The organism is Roseococcus pinisoli (assembly GCF_018413645.1).
GTDB lineage: Bacteria > Pseudomonadota > Alphaproteobacteria > Acetobacterales > Acetobacteraceae > Roseococcus > Roseococcus pinisoli.
Genome location: NZ_JAHCDA010000001.1, coordinates 1518347 through 1533421, shown reverse-complemented (window position 1 = coordinate 1533421; position 15075 = coordinate 1518347). Strand labels below are relative to the sequence as shown.

Below are 15075 nucleotides of genomic sequence, written 5' to 3'. Positions count from 1 at the left end.
CCCGCGGGTCAGCCCCGCGCCGCGAGGTCCAGGATGCCGCAAAAGCCCTTCTCGGTCCCGAAGGCCAGCAGCGTGCCGTTGGCATTCCAGGCCAACGCAGAAATGCCGCCCTCGCCCGGCGGGGCGATCGGCAGCACGCGGCCATTGTTGATGTCCGAGAGCAGCACCAGGCCGTCCTCGAAGCCTGCCGCCACCATCTCGTGCTGCGGATGGCAGGCGACACGGGTGCACATCACGCCGTCGCCGCCGGCGAGCTCCGTGGGCGCCTTGCCCATGGGGCCTCCGCCGAAGAAGGGCCAGAGCACCACGGATTCCGCGCCGCTCGTCGCCAGCCACTTGCCCTTCGAGGTGAAGGAAAGGCTATGCGTCTTGGAGGGATAGCCGGACATGCGCATGTGCTGGCCATCGGCCAGCCGCCAGCCGTGCAGCGCCATCTCCTGCATCGCGGTCACGACATGCGTGCCGTCCGGATGGATGGCGATGGCCGCGTGGCTGCCCTTCCATTCCAGGACGCGCGGCTTGTCCTCCTTCGCGCCCACGAACCAGAGCGAGGCGCCGTTGTAATGGCTCGCCGCGATGCGTTTGCCCTTGGCGTCGAAGGCAATGCCGCCGACCGTCGAAGGATGCGCGAGCGACTTCGCCACCTCACCCTTGGCGTCGATGACGTGGACCGCCTTGGAGACGCCGGCCGCGCGCACGCCGCTCTCATGGGCCGCGACATGCTCGACCCATTTGCTGCCGAACTTCTGCAGCTCCGTCGCCGTGCCGTCGGGCGCGATGCGCATCACGCGGCCGTCGTCGCCGCCGGTCAGCGCGCCGTCCTTGCCGTCGGCGCAGATGGAGAGGCAGGCGCCCTTATGGGCCTCCACGGTGGCCCATTCGTCCGAGCGGGCCGCCAGGTTCACCACGCGCACCGTGCCGTCGCCCAGGCCCACATGGAGCGTGCGGCCCTCCCGCCCGAAGGCAAGGCCGATGACCCAGGCGCCGAGCTGGCGCGAGATCCCGCGCTCGCCGAGCAGATAGTCGATCGTGTCCGACATCAGGAAGCGGCGTCCACCTGGCAGGCCTCGAAGCCGCGGCGCAGCTGCGGGCGGTTCAGGTCACGGCCGATGAAGACAATCTTCGATTTGCGCGGATCGCCGTCCTTCCAGGGGCCGATGTAGTCGCCGTCGGCGATCATGTGCACGGCCTGGAAGGCGAAGCGGCGGTCCTCGGCCGGGTAGGACAGGATGCCCTTGGTGCGCAGCAGATCCTGCCCCTTGGCGGCGAGCAGGTCGGTCATCCAGGTGTTGAACTTCTCCGGGTCGATGGGGCGCGACACCTCGAAGGAGACCGAGTTGATCTCGCTGTCGTGCTCATGCTCGTCCTCGCCCGAAAGGAAATCGGGCTCGCGGGCCAGGATGCGCTCCAGGTTGAAGGCGTCGCGGCCGATGACGCTGTCGATCGGCGCGTCGGAATTGGTGCTGCGGATCAGCTCGACCGTCGGGTTGATGGCGCGGATGCGGCGCTCGACCTCGACCGCTTCCGCCTCGCTCACCAGGTCCATCTTGTTGAGCAGGATGAGGTCGGCAAAGGCGATCTGCTCCTCGGCCTCCTTGCTGTCCGCGAGGCGGGCCAGAAGGTGCTTGGCGTCCACGACGGTCACGATGGCGTCGAGCTTGGTGGCCTTCTTCACGTCCTCGTCGACGAAGAAGGTCTGCGCCACCGGGGCCGGATCGGCGAGGCCGGTGGTCTCGACGATGATGCCGTCGAAGGTCTCGCGGCGCTTCATGAGGCCCGAGAGGATGCGGATGAGATCCCCGCGCACGGTGCAGCAGATGCAGCCGTTATTCATCTCGAAGACCTCCTCGTCGGCATCGACGACGAGGTCGTTATCCACGCCGAGCTCGCCGAACTCGTTGATCACGACGGCGAATTTCTTGCCGTGGTTCTCGGTGAGGATGCGGTTGAGCAGGGTGGTCTTGCCGGCGCCGAGGTAGCCGGTGAGGACGGTGACGGGAACGGGCGCGGCGGCGTCGCTCATCTGGGCGGAACTCCAGGGAAAAATGCTTCGGGCGCAATATGGTGCAGGCCCGCCAAAGGGCAAAGGGCGCCCGGCCAGGGTCGCGGGGCACGCATGGCCTTCCGTTGGCGGAGGATAAGCCACGCGCCGTTCATATTACCCAGGCAAAAATCATTGCGCAGTGAATATCACCCGGGCATAAATACCCCTAATGGGATCCGACCAGCGGAGATCCCCTGCGCCCCGGAGCGAGATCATGCAGCAAGACGACAGGAAGGCGGCCATCGCCGCCTATAAGGAAAGGAGGGTCGCCACCGGCGTCTATGCCGTGCGCAGCGCCTCGACCGGCCGGCAATGGGTGGGGAGCGCGCCGGACCTCGCCACGATCTGGAATCGCCTGTCCTTCACGCTGCGCCAGGGCCATGCGCCCCAGCGCTCCCTCCAGGCGGCGTGGCGGGAGCACGGCGCCGAGGACTTCACCTTCGCCGTGGTCGAGCAGGTGGATGTCGAGAAGATCGGCTATGGGCGGGATCGCGCCCTGCGGAGCCGGGTGGAGCACTGGTGCGAGGCGCTCCACGCCGAGCCCCTCTGAGGCCGGGGCCGGCCGCAGCTTCCGGCAGGTCCCCGAAGGGCCCTGCCGGTATCGGAAAGCTCAGGCGGCTTCCTTGTGGATCGCGTCGGCCAGCGTGCTGAAGATGCGGTCCACATGCGACTTCTCGATGATGAGCGGCGGGCTCAGCGCGATGATGTCGCCCGTCACGCGCACCAGCAGCCCGTCGTCGAAGCAGCGGCGGAAGACCTGCATGGCGCGGTCGCCCGGCTTGCCCTCGCGCGGCTGCAGCTCGATACCCGCGATGAGGCCGAAGTTGCGGATGTCGATCACGTTCGGCGAGGACTTCAGGGAGTGCGTCGCTTCCTCCCAATAGGGCTCCATCGCCTTGGCGCGGCCGGGCAGGTCCTCGCGCACATGGATGTCGATGGTGGCGATCGCCGCCGCGGCCGCCAGCGGATGGCCCGAATAGGTGTAGCCGTGGAAGAACTCGATCCCGCCGGCCACGCCGTTCACGATGGTGTCGTAGATCTCGTCGCTGACGGCGACGGCGCCCATCGGCACGGCCGCGTTGGTGAGGCCCTTGGCCATGGTGATCATGTCCGGGATCACGCCCAGGCGCTCGGAGCCGAAATGGTTGCCGATGCGGCCGAAGCCCGTGATGACCTCGTCGAAGATCAGCAGGATGCCGTGCTTCGTGCACAGCTCCCGCAGGCGCTCCAGGTAGCCGACCGGCGGCACCAGCACGCCCGTCGAGCCCGCCACCGGCTCGACCATCACGGCGGCGATGGTGTCGCCATGCAGGTTCACCAGGCGCTCCAGCTCATCGGCCAGGTGGGCGCCATGGGCCGGCTGGCCCTTCACGAAGGCGTTCTGCGCCGGCAGGTGCGTCGAGGGCAGGTGGTCGACATAGGGGAGCTGCGTGCCGAACTGCTTGCGGTTGCCGCCGATGCCGCCGACCGACATGCCGCCGAAGCCCACGCCGTGATAGCCGCGCTCACGCCCGATGAGGCGGACGCGCTGCGCCTGGCCGCGGGCCTTCTGGTAGGCCAGGGCGATCTTGAGCGCGGTGTCGTCGCTCTCGGAGCCGGAATTGGTGAAGAAGACGCGGTCCATGCCCTTGGGCGTCAGATCCGCCACGCGCGCCGCCGCCTCGAAGGCCAGCGGATGGCCGAGCTGGAAGGTCGGCGCGAAGTCGAGGATCGCGGCCTGCTTCTGGATGGCCTCGACGATCTCGCGGCGGCCATGGCCGGCATTGCTGCACCAGAGGCCCGCCGTGCCGTCGAGCACTTCCTTCCCCTCGGGCGTGAAGTAGCTCATGCCCTCGGCCCGCGCGAGCAGGCGCGGGTGGCTCTTGAAGTACTTGTTGTCCGAGAAGGGCATGAAATAGGCGTCGAGATCGTTCGGACGCGGGACGGAGAGCTCGTTCATCGGCTGGACCCTGGAAGATGGCGGCGCGAGGATAGCCCGGTCCGGCGGGATTGTCGTCAGCCCCGCCGGTAAACTTCGCGCCTCAGCCCCTGGACGCGAAAGCCTCCAGGACCGGCAGGAGATGCGGCCGCAGCGCCGCGTAGTCCTCGCTCATCGGGAAATGCCCGAGGCCCTCCATGATGGTCGCCACCGCGCCGGGGATGGCCGCGGCGGTGGCCAGGGTGTCCTCCGGCCGGCAGGAATAGTCGTGCTCGCCGGTCAGCAGGTAGACCGGGCAATTTGCCGTCTCGATCCGCGCCAGCAGGGGGCGGAGGTCGCCCTCCTCCTTGTAGAAATGCAGGTCGCCCCGGAAGACGCCGGGGCCGCCCTGCATGTAGTGCCACAAGGTCTCGTGGCGGTCCGCTTCGGGCGCGGTCGGGGCGATGAGGCCGGAGACGGCCGCCGCACAGACCTCGCCGCCATGCACCTGGGGGTGATGCAGCATCGTGGTGTCGTAATACGGGTGCACGAAGGCGCTGCCCTGCAGGCCGATGACGCCGCGCAGCTCCCCTGCATGGCGGGCGGCCAGATCCAGCACGATGCGCCCGCCGATGGAGCAGCCCATCACCACCGGCCGGTCCGCGCCCAGGGCCGCGCTGAGGGCCATGGCGAAGCCGGTATAGGCGGCGGTGGTCAGGCGGTATTCCTCCCGCTCCCAGCCGGCGGGCGGCGAGGACTTGCCGTGCCAGGGCATATCGGGCGCGATGCAGCGAAAGCGGCTGGTGACGGCGGGGTCGTTGAGGATGTGCCGCCATTGCCGCGCATCGGAGCCCGCGGTGTGAAGCAGCAGGAGGGGTATGCCGGCGCCGGCCTCCTCGATGAAGACGCGATGCGGGCGGCCCTCCAGCTCCATGTGGAAGTAGCGGCCGGTGATGGCGTCGTAGCCGGGCTGGAAGGTCGGTTGCGGCTCGGATGGGCGAGGGCGGGCGAAGGCCGCCTTGAACCAGGGCAGATAGGCGAAGAAGAGGCGCGTATCGCCCTCGATCGTCACGGCGCCATGCCGGCGCAGCGCCAGAAGGTCCCCCCAGCGCGGCGGCGGCGGATCGGCGCGGAACTTCTCCCAGCCCTCGGCCGTGAAGCGCAGCGCGATGTCGTAGCGCGCCATCACGCCGGCCGGCTCGGCGGCCACCACCCGGCCGTCGCTGACGGTGAAGCGCGTGACCTCGCCGCCCGCATCGAGCAGCACCACGGCGTCGAGGTCCCGCCCCAGGCGCGCATTCGCAAAGCCGGAGAGCGGCATCAGGGACGCACCAGCGCACAGCCGCCTTCCGCCATGGGGCGGAAAGACTGCTCGGGCGGCACGGATTGCAGGAGCTGGAAATAGTCCCAAGCCCCGCGGCTCTCGGCCGGGGTCTTCACCTGGAACAGATGCATGGAGTGGATCTTCCGGCCATCGGCGCGGACCGTGCCCTGGCCGAAGAGCGGATCATCCGTCGGCATCTCCTTCATCCGCCGGATCACCGCGGCCCCGTCCGCCTTGGCCTGCGCCGCGCCCAGCGAGGCCACCGCCTTGAGGTAGTGCATCGTCGCCGAATAAGCGCCGGCGTGGATCATGCCCGGGCGCTGGCCATTGCGCTCGCGGACGAAACGCTCGGTGAAGGCGCGGGTCCCGTCGTTCATGTCCCAGTAGAAGCTCTCGGTCACTAGCAGGCCCTGCGCCGCCTCCAGCCCCAGGGCATGAACGTCGTTGATCTGGGTGAGCATGGCGGCGATCCGCATGCCGCGCCGCGTCAGGCCGAACTCGGCCGCCTGCTTGATGCTGTTCACCGCGTCCGAGCCTGCATTGGCGAGGCCCAGCACCTTCGCCCGGCTCGCCTGCGCCTGGAGCAGGAAGGAACTGAAATCCGTGGTCCCCGGGAAGGGATGCCGCGCCGTGCCGACGATCCGCCCGCCGGCTGCCGTCACGAAGGCGCTGGTGTCGCGCTCCAGCGAATGGCCGAAGGCATAGTCGGCGGTCAGGAAGAACCAGGTATCGCCGCCCACCTGCACCGTCGCCGTGCCCAGCGCATGCGCCAGGGACCAGCTGTCATAGACCCAGTGCACGTGGTTCGGACTGCAGGCGCGCCCGGTCAGGTCGCTCGAGGCCGGGCCGGTGAAGAGCGCGACCTTGTTCTTTTCCTTGACGATGTCGATGACGTTCAACGCCAGGGCGCTCATCGGGAGGTCCAGCACGGCGTCCACGCCCTGGGTATCGAACCAGGAGCGGGCGGCCTGCGAGCCGACATCCACCCGGTTCTGCGCGTCGGCCGAGAGGATCTCGACGTGCAGCGTGGGGTTGGCCTTCATGAAATCCTCGGCGGCGAGGCGCGCGCCGGTCAGGCTCCCCGGCCCGGTATTGCCCGCATAGGGGCCGGCCATGTCCGTGAGGACGCCGAGGCGGATCGTGGCGCCCTGCGCCCTGACCAGCGCCGGCGCGGCGACGAGTGGAAGGGAGAGTGCGACGCGGCGCCTGACGGTCCCAGACATGAGTTTGCCCCCGTTCCTCGTTATTAGGCCAAGCTTGGCATGCGCTTACCCCTTTGCCCAGGACGCGGCCGGGGTAGTATGGCCGGCCCCAGCCAGGACAGTCCGGTGCTCGCCACCTCGCCCCAATTCAAGGAAAACGCCCGCCGCGCCATGGCCGACCCCGGCCTGCAGAAGGCGTTGACGACCGCCAAGGGCGCCTTCCTCCAGCGCCGCGCCGCGGCGGTCGGCCGCCTGCCGGAGTTCGAGCGGCTGCGGGAGATCGGGCGGGACATCAAGAACCACGCGATCGCCAATCTCGACTTCTACCTCGAGACCTATGCCACGAATGTCGAGCGCGCGGGCGGCAAGGTCCATTGGTGCAGCACGCCGGACGAGGCGCGGGCGGCGGTCCTGAAGATCTGCCGGGATGCCGGCGCCAGGACCGTCACCAAGGGCAAGTCCATGATCTCCGAGGAGCTCGGGATCAACGATCACCTGGAGCGCCACAGCATCGCGCCGATCGAGACCGACCTCGGCGAGTACATCATCCAGCTCCGCAAGGAGACGCCGTCCCACATCATCGCGCCGGCCTTCCACCTCAACCGTGAGGATTGGGAGGAGAGTTTTCGCCAGATGCATACGGACCTGCCGAAAGATCGCGTCTTTCATGAGCGGCGGGACCTGCTGACGGAGGCGCGTTCGCGTCTGCGGGGAAAATTCCTGGCGGCCGATGTCGGCATCACCGGCGCCAATTTCCTCATCGCCGAGACGGGCTCCTCGGTCATCGTCACCAACGAGGGCAATGGCGACCTGACGCAGACCCTGCCGCGCGTGCACATCGCGCTGGCGAGCATCGAGAAATGCGTCCCCACGCTCGAGGACGCGACCTCGCTGCTGCGGCTGCTGGCGCGCTCGGCCACCGGCCAGGACTTCTCGGTCTACACGACCTTCAGCACCGGCGTTCGGCGCGAGGGCGACCTGGACGGGCCGCAGGAATACCACGTCGTGCTGATCGACGGCGGCCGCTCCGACATGATCGGTACCGAGTTCCAGGACATGCTGCGCTGCATCCGCTGCGCCGCCTGCATGAACCATTGCCCGGTCTATGGCGCCACGGGCGGGCATGCCTATGGCTGGGTCTATCCGGGCCCGATGGGCGCGGTGCTGACGCCCTCGCTGATCGGCGTGGAGAAGTCCGGGCACCTGCCTAATGCCAGCACCTTCTGCGGCCGCTGCGAGAGCGTCTGCCCGGTGAAGATCCCGCTGCCCAACCTCATGCGCCATTGGCGCGAGCGCGAGTTCGAGCGGCACCTGCGGCCGGGCGCGCTGCGCACGAACCTCGATATCTGGGCCTGGTTCGCCAAGCGGCCGGGGCTCTACCGGGCGGCGACGCGCCTGGCGATCGGCACGCTCGGCCTTTTCGGGCGCAACAAGGGCGCGTTCCGGAAGCTGCCGCTGGCCGGCGGCTGGACCGAGGGGCGCGACCTGCCGGTCCCGCAGGGCGGCACCTTCATGGCCCAGTACAAGAAGCGCCAGCGCGCGGAGGCCCTGCGGCGATGAGCAAGGACGCCATCCTCGGCGCGATCCGCCGCGGCCTGCGCCGCGGCGAATTGCCGGAAGACCAGAAGGCCATGCTGCGCGCCCGCATGGCCGCGCCGCCGCGCCACCTGATTCCCGCCCGCTCGCGCGTCTCGCGGCCGGAGCAGATCGCGCTCTTCGTCGCCAATATCGAGAAGGAGTTCGGCAGCGTCGAGCGCATCCCCGACCTCGATGCCGTGCCGGCCGCCATCGCCGACTACCTGGCCGCGCAGAACCAGCCGCCGCGCTTCGCCATGGCGCCGAACCCGGAGCTGCAGGGCATCGACTGGTCCTCGCGGCCGATGCTGCAGTTCGAGGCGCGCAAGGGCCTGCCGGACGACGTGGTGAGCCTGCAGAGCGCCTTTGCCGCCATCGCCGAGACGGGCACGCTGATGCTCCCCTCCGCCCCCATCCGGCCCACCACGCTCAACCTGCTGCCGGATGTGGCGATGGTGCTGGTGCGCGCCTCGCGCATCGTCGGCGCCTATGAGGAGGCCTGGGACCTGCTGCGGGCCGAGCAGAAGGATGCCCTCACCGGCGGCTTCATGCCCCGCAACGTCATGCTGGTGACCGGCCCCTCGCGCAGCGCGGATATCGAGCAGACGCTGGAGCTCGGCGCGCATGGGCCGCGGATGCTGCATGTCCTCCTCCTGGACGACGACCCCGCCGCCCTCGCCGGGTCGTGAGGCGCCGGGGTCTCACCGAGGAGGATCGGGCGCTCTGGGCGGCCGTGGCGCGCAGCATCCGCCCCCTCCCCGGCCGCGAGCTGCCCGAGGCGCCGCCCTCCATCACGGTCACGCCGCCGCCGCGCCCGGCCGAGGCCATACCGGCCGCGCCGCCCGCCCCCCGCCGGCCGCCGCCGCCGCCCGAGATCGCGGTGGGGAACCAGCCCTCCGGCCTGGATGCCCGGCGCTGGCGCGACCTGCGCCGCGGGACGATGCGGCCCGAGCGCAAGCTGGACCTGCACGGCATGACGGCCGCCAAGGCCCATCTGGAGGTCGAGCGCTTTCTGCGCTCCGCCCAGATCGAGGGGCTGCGGGTGGTCTGCATCGTAACGGGCAAGGGCAGCAGCCAGGAGGGCGGCGTGCTCCGGCGCGAGCTGCCGCATTGGCTGAACGCGCCCGCGATGCGCCAGCTGATCCTCGGCGCCGCGCACCCGCATCGTTCCAACGCGGGCGCCGTGCACTTGCTGCTCCGCCGCCCGCGATGACGGGCGCGATGGTCCCGCCCGAGGAGCGGCCTCCCACCAGCATCCGGCCGCAACGCGGCCGGCGCCGCCCAACCGCCCTACCCTCCGGCACCGCGCTCAACGCGGCGAAGCCAAGCCGCCAGAGGCGGCGCCCGGCGCCCGAGGGCAAAAACACATGACCCCCTTCGGCCAGAGGCTGCGGGAGCTGCGCGAGGACCGGGGCATTTCCCTGACCTCGCTGGCCCACGCCCTCCACGTCTCGCCCGCCTATCTCTCCGCGCTCGAGCACGGCAAGCGCGGCCGCCCCTCGGCCGGGCTCATCCACCAGGTCAACGAGCATTTCGGCCTGATCTGGGACGACGGGGAGGAGCTGGTGCGCCTGGCCCGCCTCTCGCACCCCCGGGTGGTGGTGGATACCGCCGGCCTCAGCCCCCAGGCCACCGAGCTCGCGAACCGGCTGGCCCGCCGCATCCGCGACCTTCCCGAAGCCCGGGTGGCGGAGCTGCTGGCGCTACTCGAAACGGACTCGGAATAAACCTCCTGGCCGAGGGCCGGCCCGGGATCGAATCAATGGGCAAAGCCGCGTGGCGGCTTGCCCTTCACCCGACCGATAGGTAGGTTCCGGTCCGTTTTCACGGCAGTGCAGCAAAAGAAGGCGCAACGGGCAATGAAGCTTCTCGTCCCGGTCAAGCGGGTGGTCGATTACAACGTCAAGGTCCGCGTGAAGTCGGATGGCACGGGCGTTGAGACGGCGAACGTCAAGATGTCGATGAACCCCTTCGACGAGATCGCCGTCGAGGAAGCGGTCCGTCTCAAGGAGAAGGGCATCGCCACCGAGATCGTTGCGGTCTCGGCCGGCCCCGCCGCCGCGGCCGAGCAGATCCGCACCGCGCTCGCCATGGGCGCCGACCGCGGCATCCTCATCGAGCATGACGGCACGCTCGAGCCGATCGCCGTCGCCAAGCTGCTCAAGGCGCTGGTCGACAAGGAATCGCCCGAGCTGGTGATCCTCGGCAAGCAGGCCATCGACGACGACATGAGCGCGACGGGCCAGATGCTCGCCGCCCTGCTCGGCTGGCCGCAGGCGACCTTCGCCAGCAAGGTCGAGATCGCCGACGGCTCCGCCACCGTCACGCGCGAGGTCGATGGCGGCCTCGAGACGGTGAAGGTGAAGCTGCCGGCCGTGGTCAGCGCGGATCTGCGCCTCAACGAGCCGCGCTACGCCTCGCTGCCCAACATCATGAAGGCACGCAAGAAGCCCATCGACAACGTGAAGCCCGCCGATCTCGGCGTGGACGTCACGCCGCGCCTGACGGTGCTGAAGGTCGAGGAGCCGGCGAAGCGCCAGGCCGGCGCCAAGGTCGGTTCCGTGCAGGAGCTGGTCTCCAAGCTGCGCAACGAAGCCAAGGTGATCTGAACATGGCCGTTCTCCTCCTCGCGGATCACGACGGTAAGGCCGTCTCGCAGCCGACGCGCAGCGCCGTCGCCGCCGGCGCCAAGCTGGGCGAAGTGCATGTGCTCGTCCTGGGCGAGGGCGCGGCGGCGGCCGCCGCTTCCGCCGCCGCCGTGCCGGGCGTGACGAAGGTCCTGCTGGCCGACGACGCCTCGCTGGCCCATCGCCTCGCCGAGCCGGTCTCCGCCCTGCTGGTGAGCCTGGCGCCGAACTACTCGCACCTGCTGGCCCCGGCCTCGGCCGCCGGCAAGAACGTGATGCCGCGCGTCGCCGCGCTGCTGGACGTGCAGCCGATCAGCGACATCTCGGGCGTGGTCGACGCCGACACCTTCGTGCGCCCGATCTACGCGGGCAACGCGATGGCGACGGTGAAGAGCAGCGACGCCAAGAAGGTGCTGACCGTCCGCGCCGCCAGCTTCGATCCCGCGCCCGCCACCGGCGGCTCCGCGCCGATCGAGAACGTCGCCGCGGCGGCCGATCCCGGCACCTCGAGCTTCATCGGCGCCGAGGTGAGCAAGTCCGAGCGTCCGGAGCTGACGGCGGCCAAGGTCGTCGTCTCCGGCGGCCGCGCCATGGGCTCCGCCGAGAACTTCCACCTGATCGAGAAGGTGGCCGACCTGCTCGGCGCCGCGGTCGGCGCCTCGCGCGCGGCGGTCGATGCGGGCTACGCGCCCAATGACCACCAGGTGGGCCAGACCGGCAAGATCGTCGCCCCCGACCTCTACATCGCGGTCGGCATCTCGGGCGCCATCCAGCACCTGGCCGGCATGAAGGACAGCAAGGTCATCGTCGCCATCAACAAGGACGAGGAGGCGCCGATCTTCCAGGTGGCCGACTACGGCCTCGTGGGTGACCTGTTCAAGGTCCTGCCGGAGCTCGAAGCCGAGCTGGGCAAGCCCGCCTGATGTCGATCCACCTCGCCACGCGCGCCGACCTGCCGGACTCCCCCGTGGAGATTCCGGAAATCCGTTCCATCGGCATCATCGGCGCGGGCCAGATGGGCAATGGCATCGCGCATGTCAGCGCGCTGGCCGGCCTTCCTGTGGCGATGGTGGACATCAGCCGGCCGGCGCTGGACAAGGCGCTGGCCACCATCGCGCGCAACATGGAGCGCCAGATCGGCCGCAAGCTGATCACGCCCGAGCAGCGCGACGAGGCGCTGGAGCGCATCACCACCAGCACCGACCTCGCCAGCTTCGGCACGACCGACTTCGTCATCGAAGCGGCGACCGAGAAGGAGGAGGTGAAGCGCGAGGTGTTCAAGGCGCTCTGCCCGCACCTCAAGCCGGAGGCGATGCTCGCCTCCAACACGAGCTCGATCTCGATCACGCGGCTCGCCGCCGTGACGGACCGGCCCGAGCGCTTCATCGGCATGCACTTCATGAACCCGGTTCCGGTCATGAAGCTGGTCGAGGTCATCCGCGGCATCGCGACCGACGAGCCGACCTACCGTGCCGTCGAGGCGCTGGCGCGCAAGCTCGGCAAGATGACGGCGACGGCGCAGGACTTCCCGGCCTTCATCGTGAACCGGATCCTGGTGCCGATGATCAACGAGGCCGTCTACGCGCTCTATGAGGGCGTGGGCGACATCCGCAGCATCGACACGGCCATGAAGCTCGGCGCCAACCACCCGATGGGCCCGCTGGAGCTGGCGGACTTCATCGGCCTCGATACCTGCCTCTCGGTCATGCAGGTGCTCTATGACGGGCTGTCGGACAGCAAGTACCGTCCCTGCCCGCTGCTGGTGAAGTATGTCGAGGCCGGCTGGCTCGGCCGGAAGACCGGCAAGGGCTTCTACGACTACAGCCAGGACCCGCCCGCGCCGACGCGGTGAAACGAAGGGGCGAAAGCCCCTTCCCTTTTCCTTCCTACCGGTTGCCCCCGGGCACCCACAGCACGTCCCCCGCGCCGTTCCCGTTGAAGCGGCGCGACAGCACGAAAAGATGATCCGAGGCGCGGTTGAGCCAGCGCACCGCCTCGGGATTCACCGGCTCCGCCGCCGCCAGCGCCACCACGCTCCGCTCCGCCCGCCGCGCCACCGTGCGCGCGAGATGCGCATAGGCCGCCGCGGGCGTGCCCCCCGGCAGGACGAAGCTGCGCAAGGGCGGGATCGCCTCGTTCATCGCCGCCACCTCGCGCTCCAGCCGCAGGCACTGGGCCTCGGTCATCCGCAGGCCCTCCCCGGTCCCGGGCATGCAGAGATCCGCGCCCAGGTCGAAGAGGTCGTTCTGCAGGCGCGCCAGCATGGCATCCGCCTCCGGATCGGCCTGCAGCCGCAGCAGCCCGATCGTGGCATTGAGCTCGTCCACCTCGCCGATGGCCTGGATGCGCAGTGCATCCTTGCGCAGCCGCGTGCCGTCGCCGAGCGAGGTCTGGCCGCCGTCGCCGCCGCGCGTGGTGATGACGTCGAGCTTCACCATTCCGAAAACTCCCTCTGCCGCGTTGGTCTTCTGTTCCGGCGCATCTCCAAGTCGTCGGAGGTGACCGACCGGGAAATGCGTCAGCTCAGCCGGAAATGCACCGTCGTCCGGATGGCCCCGGGCACCGGCTGGCCGTCCACCCGCGCCGGGCGGAAGCGCCAGGCCAGCACCGCGCTCCGCGCCGCCGCGTCCAGCGCGGGCGAGCCGGAGGATCGTGCCACCACCGCGCTGACGACGCGACCCTGCGCATCGATCGACAGCTCCAGCCCGACGGCGCCCTGCTCGCCCCGCAGGCGGGAGGTCTCGGGATAGGCGGGGGCGGCATTGCGGAAGCTCGAATCGAGGCCGGGCGGCACCACGGCGCCGGTGGCGCGGCCGATGCCAGGGGCGCTGCGCACGGCCTGCCCCTCTCCCTGCCGCGTGGCCTGGGCGGGCGGCCGCGGCTCCGCGCGCGGCGCGGCGGGTTGAGGGGGCGGCGGAGGTGGAGGCGGCTCGGGAATCTCCGTGACGCTGGAAGGGGCAGCCTCGGGCACCGGCGGCAATGCGGCGATATCCGGCTCCGGCGCCTCCAGGGGCGGCGAGTCGGGCGCGGCGGCGGGGGCCGGCGGGGCTTCGGCCAGGCGGGGCGCAGCCGGAGGAGCGGGGGGCGCGGGCGGCTGGGGCGGCGCGGGCACGTCCGTGGGCTCGGCAATCGGGGTCGGCGGCACCTCGGCCATGCGCGGCGCTTCGGGGGCCTGCACCGCCTCGGGCGCCGGAGCACTGGGCGGGGCGCCCGGTTCCGCTGCTTCGGCGGGATCTTCGCCCACAGCCTCGCCGGAGGTGTCGTCCCAGACGATCTCGACGCCCTGCTCCACGGCGGGCGGTCGGGGCGGCGTGCGGCCGAACCACAGCAAGGCCGCCGCCAGCGCCGCGGCATGGACAGCCGCCGAGGCCACCGCCGCCAGGGCGAAACGATCAGGCGCCCGGCGGCGCCGTCCGCTCACAGCACCAATACCCCGCTGTGCTTCGCCTTGCCCTCAGGCTCGACATGGATGGTGATGACGGCGTCGCCGAGCTCGGCCTTCAGCGCGGCTTCGATCCGGTCGCAGATCTCATGCGCCTCCACGACGCGCATGTCCCCCGGCACGACCAGATGGAACTCTATGAAGGTCCAGCGGCCGGACTGGCGGGAGCGGATGTCATGCGCCTCGATGGCGCCTTCGGCGGCGCAGGAGACGGTGTGGCGGATGCGCGCGAGCTGGTCGGGCGGCACCGCCTCGTCCATCAGTCCGCCCACGCTCTCGCGCACCAACCGCGCACCGCTGAAGAGGATGTTCACCGCGGTCAGCGCCGCCAGCAGCGGATCGAGCCAGTAATAGCCGGTGACGAGGGCCAGCAGGATGCCCGCCAGCACGCCCGCCGAGGTCACGACATCCGCCAGAAGATGGCGCGCATCGGCCACCAGCGCGGGCGAGCGCAGACGCCGCCCGTGGCGGAAGAGGACCGAGCACCAGGCCGCGTTCAGCGCCGTCGCGATCATGGAGATGACGAGGCCCAACGGCGCGAGATCCGGCTCACGGGGGCGCAGCCAGGCCGTCCAGACCTCGTGCAGGATCACGAAGGCGGCGACCAGGATCAGCGCGCCCTCAAGAACCGCGGAGAAATACTCCGCCTTGTCGTGGCCGTAGGGGTGGTTCGCATCGGCCGGCATGGCGGAGAGGCGGATCGCCACCAGGGCCGCGCCGGCGGCAGCCACGTTGACCACGCTTTCCAGCGCGTCGGCGAACAGCGCCACGCTGCCCGTCAGCCACCAGGCCGCGAGCTTCAGCGCCAGGACGGCAAGGGCAACGACGACGCTGCCCACCGCGAGGTTCACGGCACGGGTCAAATCACGTTCCAAAAGGCGTTCGCGGATGGCGCCCCTCTACCCCATTCCCACCGGGTCGCGAACCTTCTCCGGCGGCATGGAAGCTTCGCGGAAGGGACGCA

At 70.1% G+C, this 15075-nt stretch carries 16 protein-coding genes; 8 read left to right on the top strand and 8 right to left on the bottom strand.

The window, feature by feature from the left end; translation table 11 throughout:
• Nucleotides 1-8 precede the first annotated feature (8 nt).
• Both KHU32_RS07500 and KHU32_RS07495 read right to left on the bottom strand, forming a co-directional pair.
• On the bottom strand, nt 9-1040 hold the full coding sequence (locus KHU32_RS07500) for a WD40 repeat domain-containing protein (RefSeq protein ID WP_213669378.1): 1032 nt from the start codon (nt 1038-1040) through the stop codon (nt 9-11).
• Nucleotides 1040-2023, bottom strand: a complete 984-nt coding sequence (locus KHU32_RS07495; protein ID WP_213669377.1) for a CobW family GTP-binding protein — start codon at nt 2021-2023, stop codon at nt 1040-1042. The genes KHU32_RS07500 and KHU32_RS07495 overlap by 1 nt, the downstream gene beginning before the upstream one ends.
• Nucleotides 2024-2258: 235 nt before the next feature.
• Here KHU32_RS07495 and KHU32_RS07490 point away from each other — a divergent pair, with 235 nt between their 5' ends.
• On the top strand, nt 2259-2594 hold the full coding sequence (locus tag KHU32_RS07490; RefSeq protein WP_213669376.1) for a GIY-YIG nuclease family protein: 336 nt from the start codon (nt 2259-2261) through the stop codon (nt 2592-2594).
• Nucleotides 2595-2654: 60 nt separating this feature from the next.
• Here the strand turns inward: KHU32_RS07490 and KHU32_RS07485 are convergent, their stop codons facing one another.
• From KHU32_RS07485 to KHU32_RS07475, 3 genes are all read right to left on the bottom strand, one after another.
• Complete coding sequence (locus KHU32_RS07485) at nt 2655-3983, bottom strand: aspartate aminotransferase family protein (RefSeq protein ID WP_213669375.1); 1329 nt, start codon at nt 3981-3983, stop codon at nt 2655-2657.
• Between the two features lie 82 nt (nt 3984-4065).
• The gene (locus tag KHU32_RS07480; RefSeq protein ID WP_213669374.1) at nt 4066-5262 is read right to left on the bottom strand and encodes an alpha/beta fold hydrolase; all 1197 of its coding nucleotides are present in this window, start codon (nt 5260-5262) and stop codon (nt 4066-4068) included.
• The gene (locus KHU32_RS07475) at nt 5262-6488 is read right to left on the bottom strand and encodes an ABC transporter substrate-binding protein (protein WP_213669373.1); all 1227 of its coding nucleotides are present in this window, start codon (nt 6486-6488) and stop codon (nt 5262-5264) included. The genes KHU32_RS07480 and KHU32_RS07475 overlap by 1 nt, the downstream gene beginning before the upstream one ends.
• A gap of 78 nt (nt 6489-6566) precedes the next feature.
• On the opposite strand from KHU32_RS07475, the gene KHU32_RS07470 reads away from it, so the two are divergent.
• The 7 genes from KHU32_RS07470 (at nt 6567) to KHU32_RS07440 (ending at nt 12521) form a co-directional block, all read left to right on the top strand.
• The gene (locus KHU32_RS07470; protein ID WP_249680592.1) at nt 6567-8027 is read left to right on the top strand and encodes a lactate utilization protein B; all 1461 of its coding nucleotides are present in this window, start codon (nt 6567-6569) and stop codon (nt 8025-8027) included.
• Nucleotides 8024-8731: a LutC/YkgG family protein gene (locus KHU32_RS07465; RefSeq protein ID WP_213669372.1), complete on the top strand. Its 708-nt coding sequence runs from the start codon at nt 8024-8026 to the stop codon at nt 8729-8731. Before KHU32_RS07470 ends, KHU32_RS07465 begins: the two co-directional genes overlap by 4 nt.
• The gene (locus KHU32_RS23430) at nt 8728-9255 is read left to right on the top strand and encodes a Smr/MutS family protein (RefSeq protein ID WP_213669371.1); all 528 of its coding nucleotides are present in this window, start codon (nt 8728-8730) and stop codon (nt 9253-9255) included. The genes KHU32_RS07465 and KHU32_RS23430 overlap by 4 nt, the downstream gene beginning before the upstream one ends.
• A 154-nt stretch (nt 9256-9409) precedes the next feature.
• Nucleotides 9410-9769, top strand: coding sequence for a helix-turn-helix domain-containing protein (locus KHU32_RS07455; protein ID WP_213669370.1), 360 nt, complete (start codon nt 9410-9412; stop codon nt 9767-9769).
• A 132-nt stretch (nt 9770-9901) separates the two neighbouring features.
• The gene (locus KHU32_RS07450; protein WP_213669369.1) at nt 9902-10651 is read left to right on the top strand and encodes an electron transfer flavoprotein subunit beta/FixA family protein; all 750 of its coding nucleotides are present in this window, start codon (nt 9902-9904) and stop codon (nt 10649-10651) included.
• Between the two features lie 2 nt (nt 10652-10653).
• Complete coding sequence (locus KHU32_RS07445) at nt 10654-11592, top strand: electron transfer flavoprotein subunit alpha/FixB family protein (RefSeq protein ID WP_213669368.1); 939 nt, start codon at nt 10654-10656, stop codon at nt 11590-11592.
• Nucleotides 11592-12521 carry a 3-hydroxybutyryl-CoA dehydrogenase gene (locus tag KHU32_RS07440; RefSeq protein ID WP_249680591.1) on the top strand — a complete coding sequence of 310 codons (930 nt, stop codon included), beginning with the start codon at nt 11592-11594 and terminating at the stop codon, nt 12519-12521. The genes KHU32_RS07445 and KHU32_RS07440 overlap by 1 nt, the downstream gene beginning before the upstream one ends.
• 34 nt (nt 12522-12555) lie before the next feature.
• Here the strand turns inward: KHU32_RS07440 and KHU32_RS07435 are convergent, their stop codons facing one another.
• From KHU32_RS07435 to KHU32_RS07425, 3 genes are all read right to left on the bottom strand, one after another.
• Nucleotides 12556-13107: a cob(I)yrinic acid a,c-diamide adenosyltransferase gene (locus KHU32_RS07435; protein WP_213669367.1), complete on the bottom strand. Its 552-nt coding sequence runs from the start codon at nt 13105-13107 to the stop codon at nt 12556-12558.
• 80 nt (nt 13108-13187) lie between these two features.
• Nucleotides 13188-14090 (bottom strand): energy transducer TonB, encoded by a 903-nt coding sequence (locus KHU32_RS07430; protein ID WP_213669366.1) that lies wholly within the window; start codon nt 14088-14090, stop codon nt 13188-13190.
• Complete coding sequence (locus tag KHU32_RS07425) at nt 14087-14974, bottom strand: cation diffusion facilitator family transporter (protein WP_213669365.1); 888 nt, start codon at nt 14972-14974, stop codon at nt 14087-14089. Before KHU32_RS07425 ends, KHU32_RS07430 begins: the two co-directional genes overlap by 4 nt.
• Between the last annotated feature and the right edge of the window lie 101 nt (nt 14975-15075).

What these genes read in the sequence shown, in the direction of transcription:
- KHU32_RS07445 (WP_213669368.1), top strand. Translation starts at nt 10,654, where the DNA reads ATGGCCGTTCTCCTCCTCGCGGATCACGACGGTAAGGCCGTCTCGCAG.
- KHU32_RS07485 (WP_213669375.1), bottom strand. Translation starts at nt 3,983, where the DNA reads ATGAACGAGCTCTCCGTCCCGCGTCCGAACGATCTCGACGCCTATTTC.
- KHU32_RS07440 (WP_249680591.1), top strand. Translation starts at nt 11,592, where the DNA reads ATGTCGATCCACCTCGCCACGCGCGCCGACCTGCCGGACTCCCCCGTG.
- KHU32_RS07500 (WP_213669378.1), bottom strand. Translation starts at nt 1,040, where the DNA reads ATGTCGGACACGATCGACTATCTGCTCGGCGAGCGCGGGATCTCGCGC.
- KHU32_RS07490 (WP_213669376.1), top strand. Translation starts at nt 2,259, where the DNA reads ATGCAGCAAGACGACAGGAAGGCGGCCATCGCCGCCTATAAGGAAAGG.
- KHU32_RS07450 (WP_213669369.1), top strand. Translation starts at nt 9,902, where the DNA reads ATGAAGCTTCTCGTCCCGGTCAAGCGGGTGGTCGATTACAACGTCAAG.
- KHU32_RS07455 (WP_213669370.1), top strand. Translation starts at nt 9,410, where the DNA reads ATGACCCCCTTCGGCCAGAGGCTGCGGGAGCTGCGCGAGGACCGGGGC.
- KHU32_RS07475 (WP_213669373.1), bottom strand. Translation starts at nt 6,488, where the DNA reads ATGTCTGGGACCGTCAGGCGCCGCGTCGCACTCTCCCTTCCACTCGTC.
- KHU32_RS07470 (WP_249680592.1), top strand. Translation starts at nt 6,567, where the DNA reads ATGGCCGGCCCCAGCCAGGACAGTCCGGTGCTCGCCACCTCGCCCCAA.
- KHU32_RS07480 (WP_213669374.1), bottom strand. Translation starts at nt 5,262, where the DNA reads ATGCCGCTCTCCGGCTTTGCGAATGCGCGCCTGGGGCGGGACCTCGAC.
- KHU32_RS07495 (WP_213669377.1), bottom strand. Translation starts at nt 2,023, where the DNA reads ATGAGCGACGCCGCCGCGCCCGTTCCCGTCACCGTCCTCACCGGCTAC.
- KHU32_RS07465 (WP_213669372.1), top strand. Translation starts at nt 8,024, where the DNA reads ATGAGCAAGGACGCCATCCTCGGCGCGATCCGCCGCGGCCTGCGCCGC.
- KHU32_RS07435 (WP_213669367.1), bottom strand. Translation starts at nt 13,107, where the DNA reads ATGGTGAAGCTCGACGTCATCACCACGCGCGGCGGCGACGGCGGCCAG.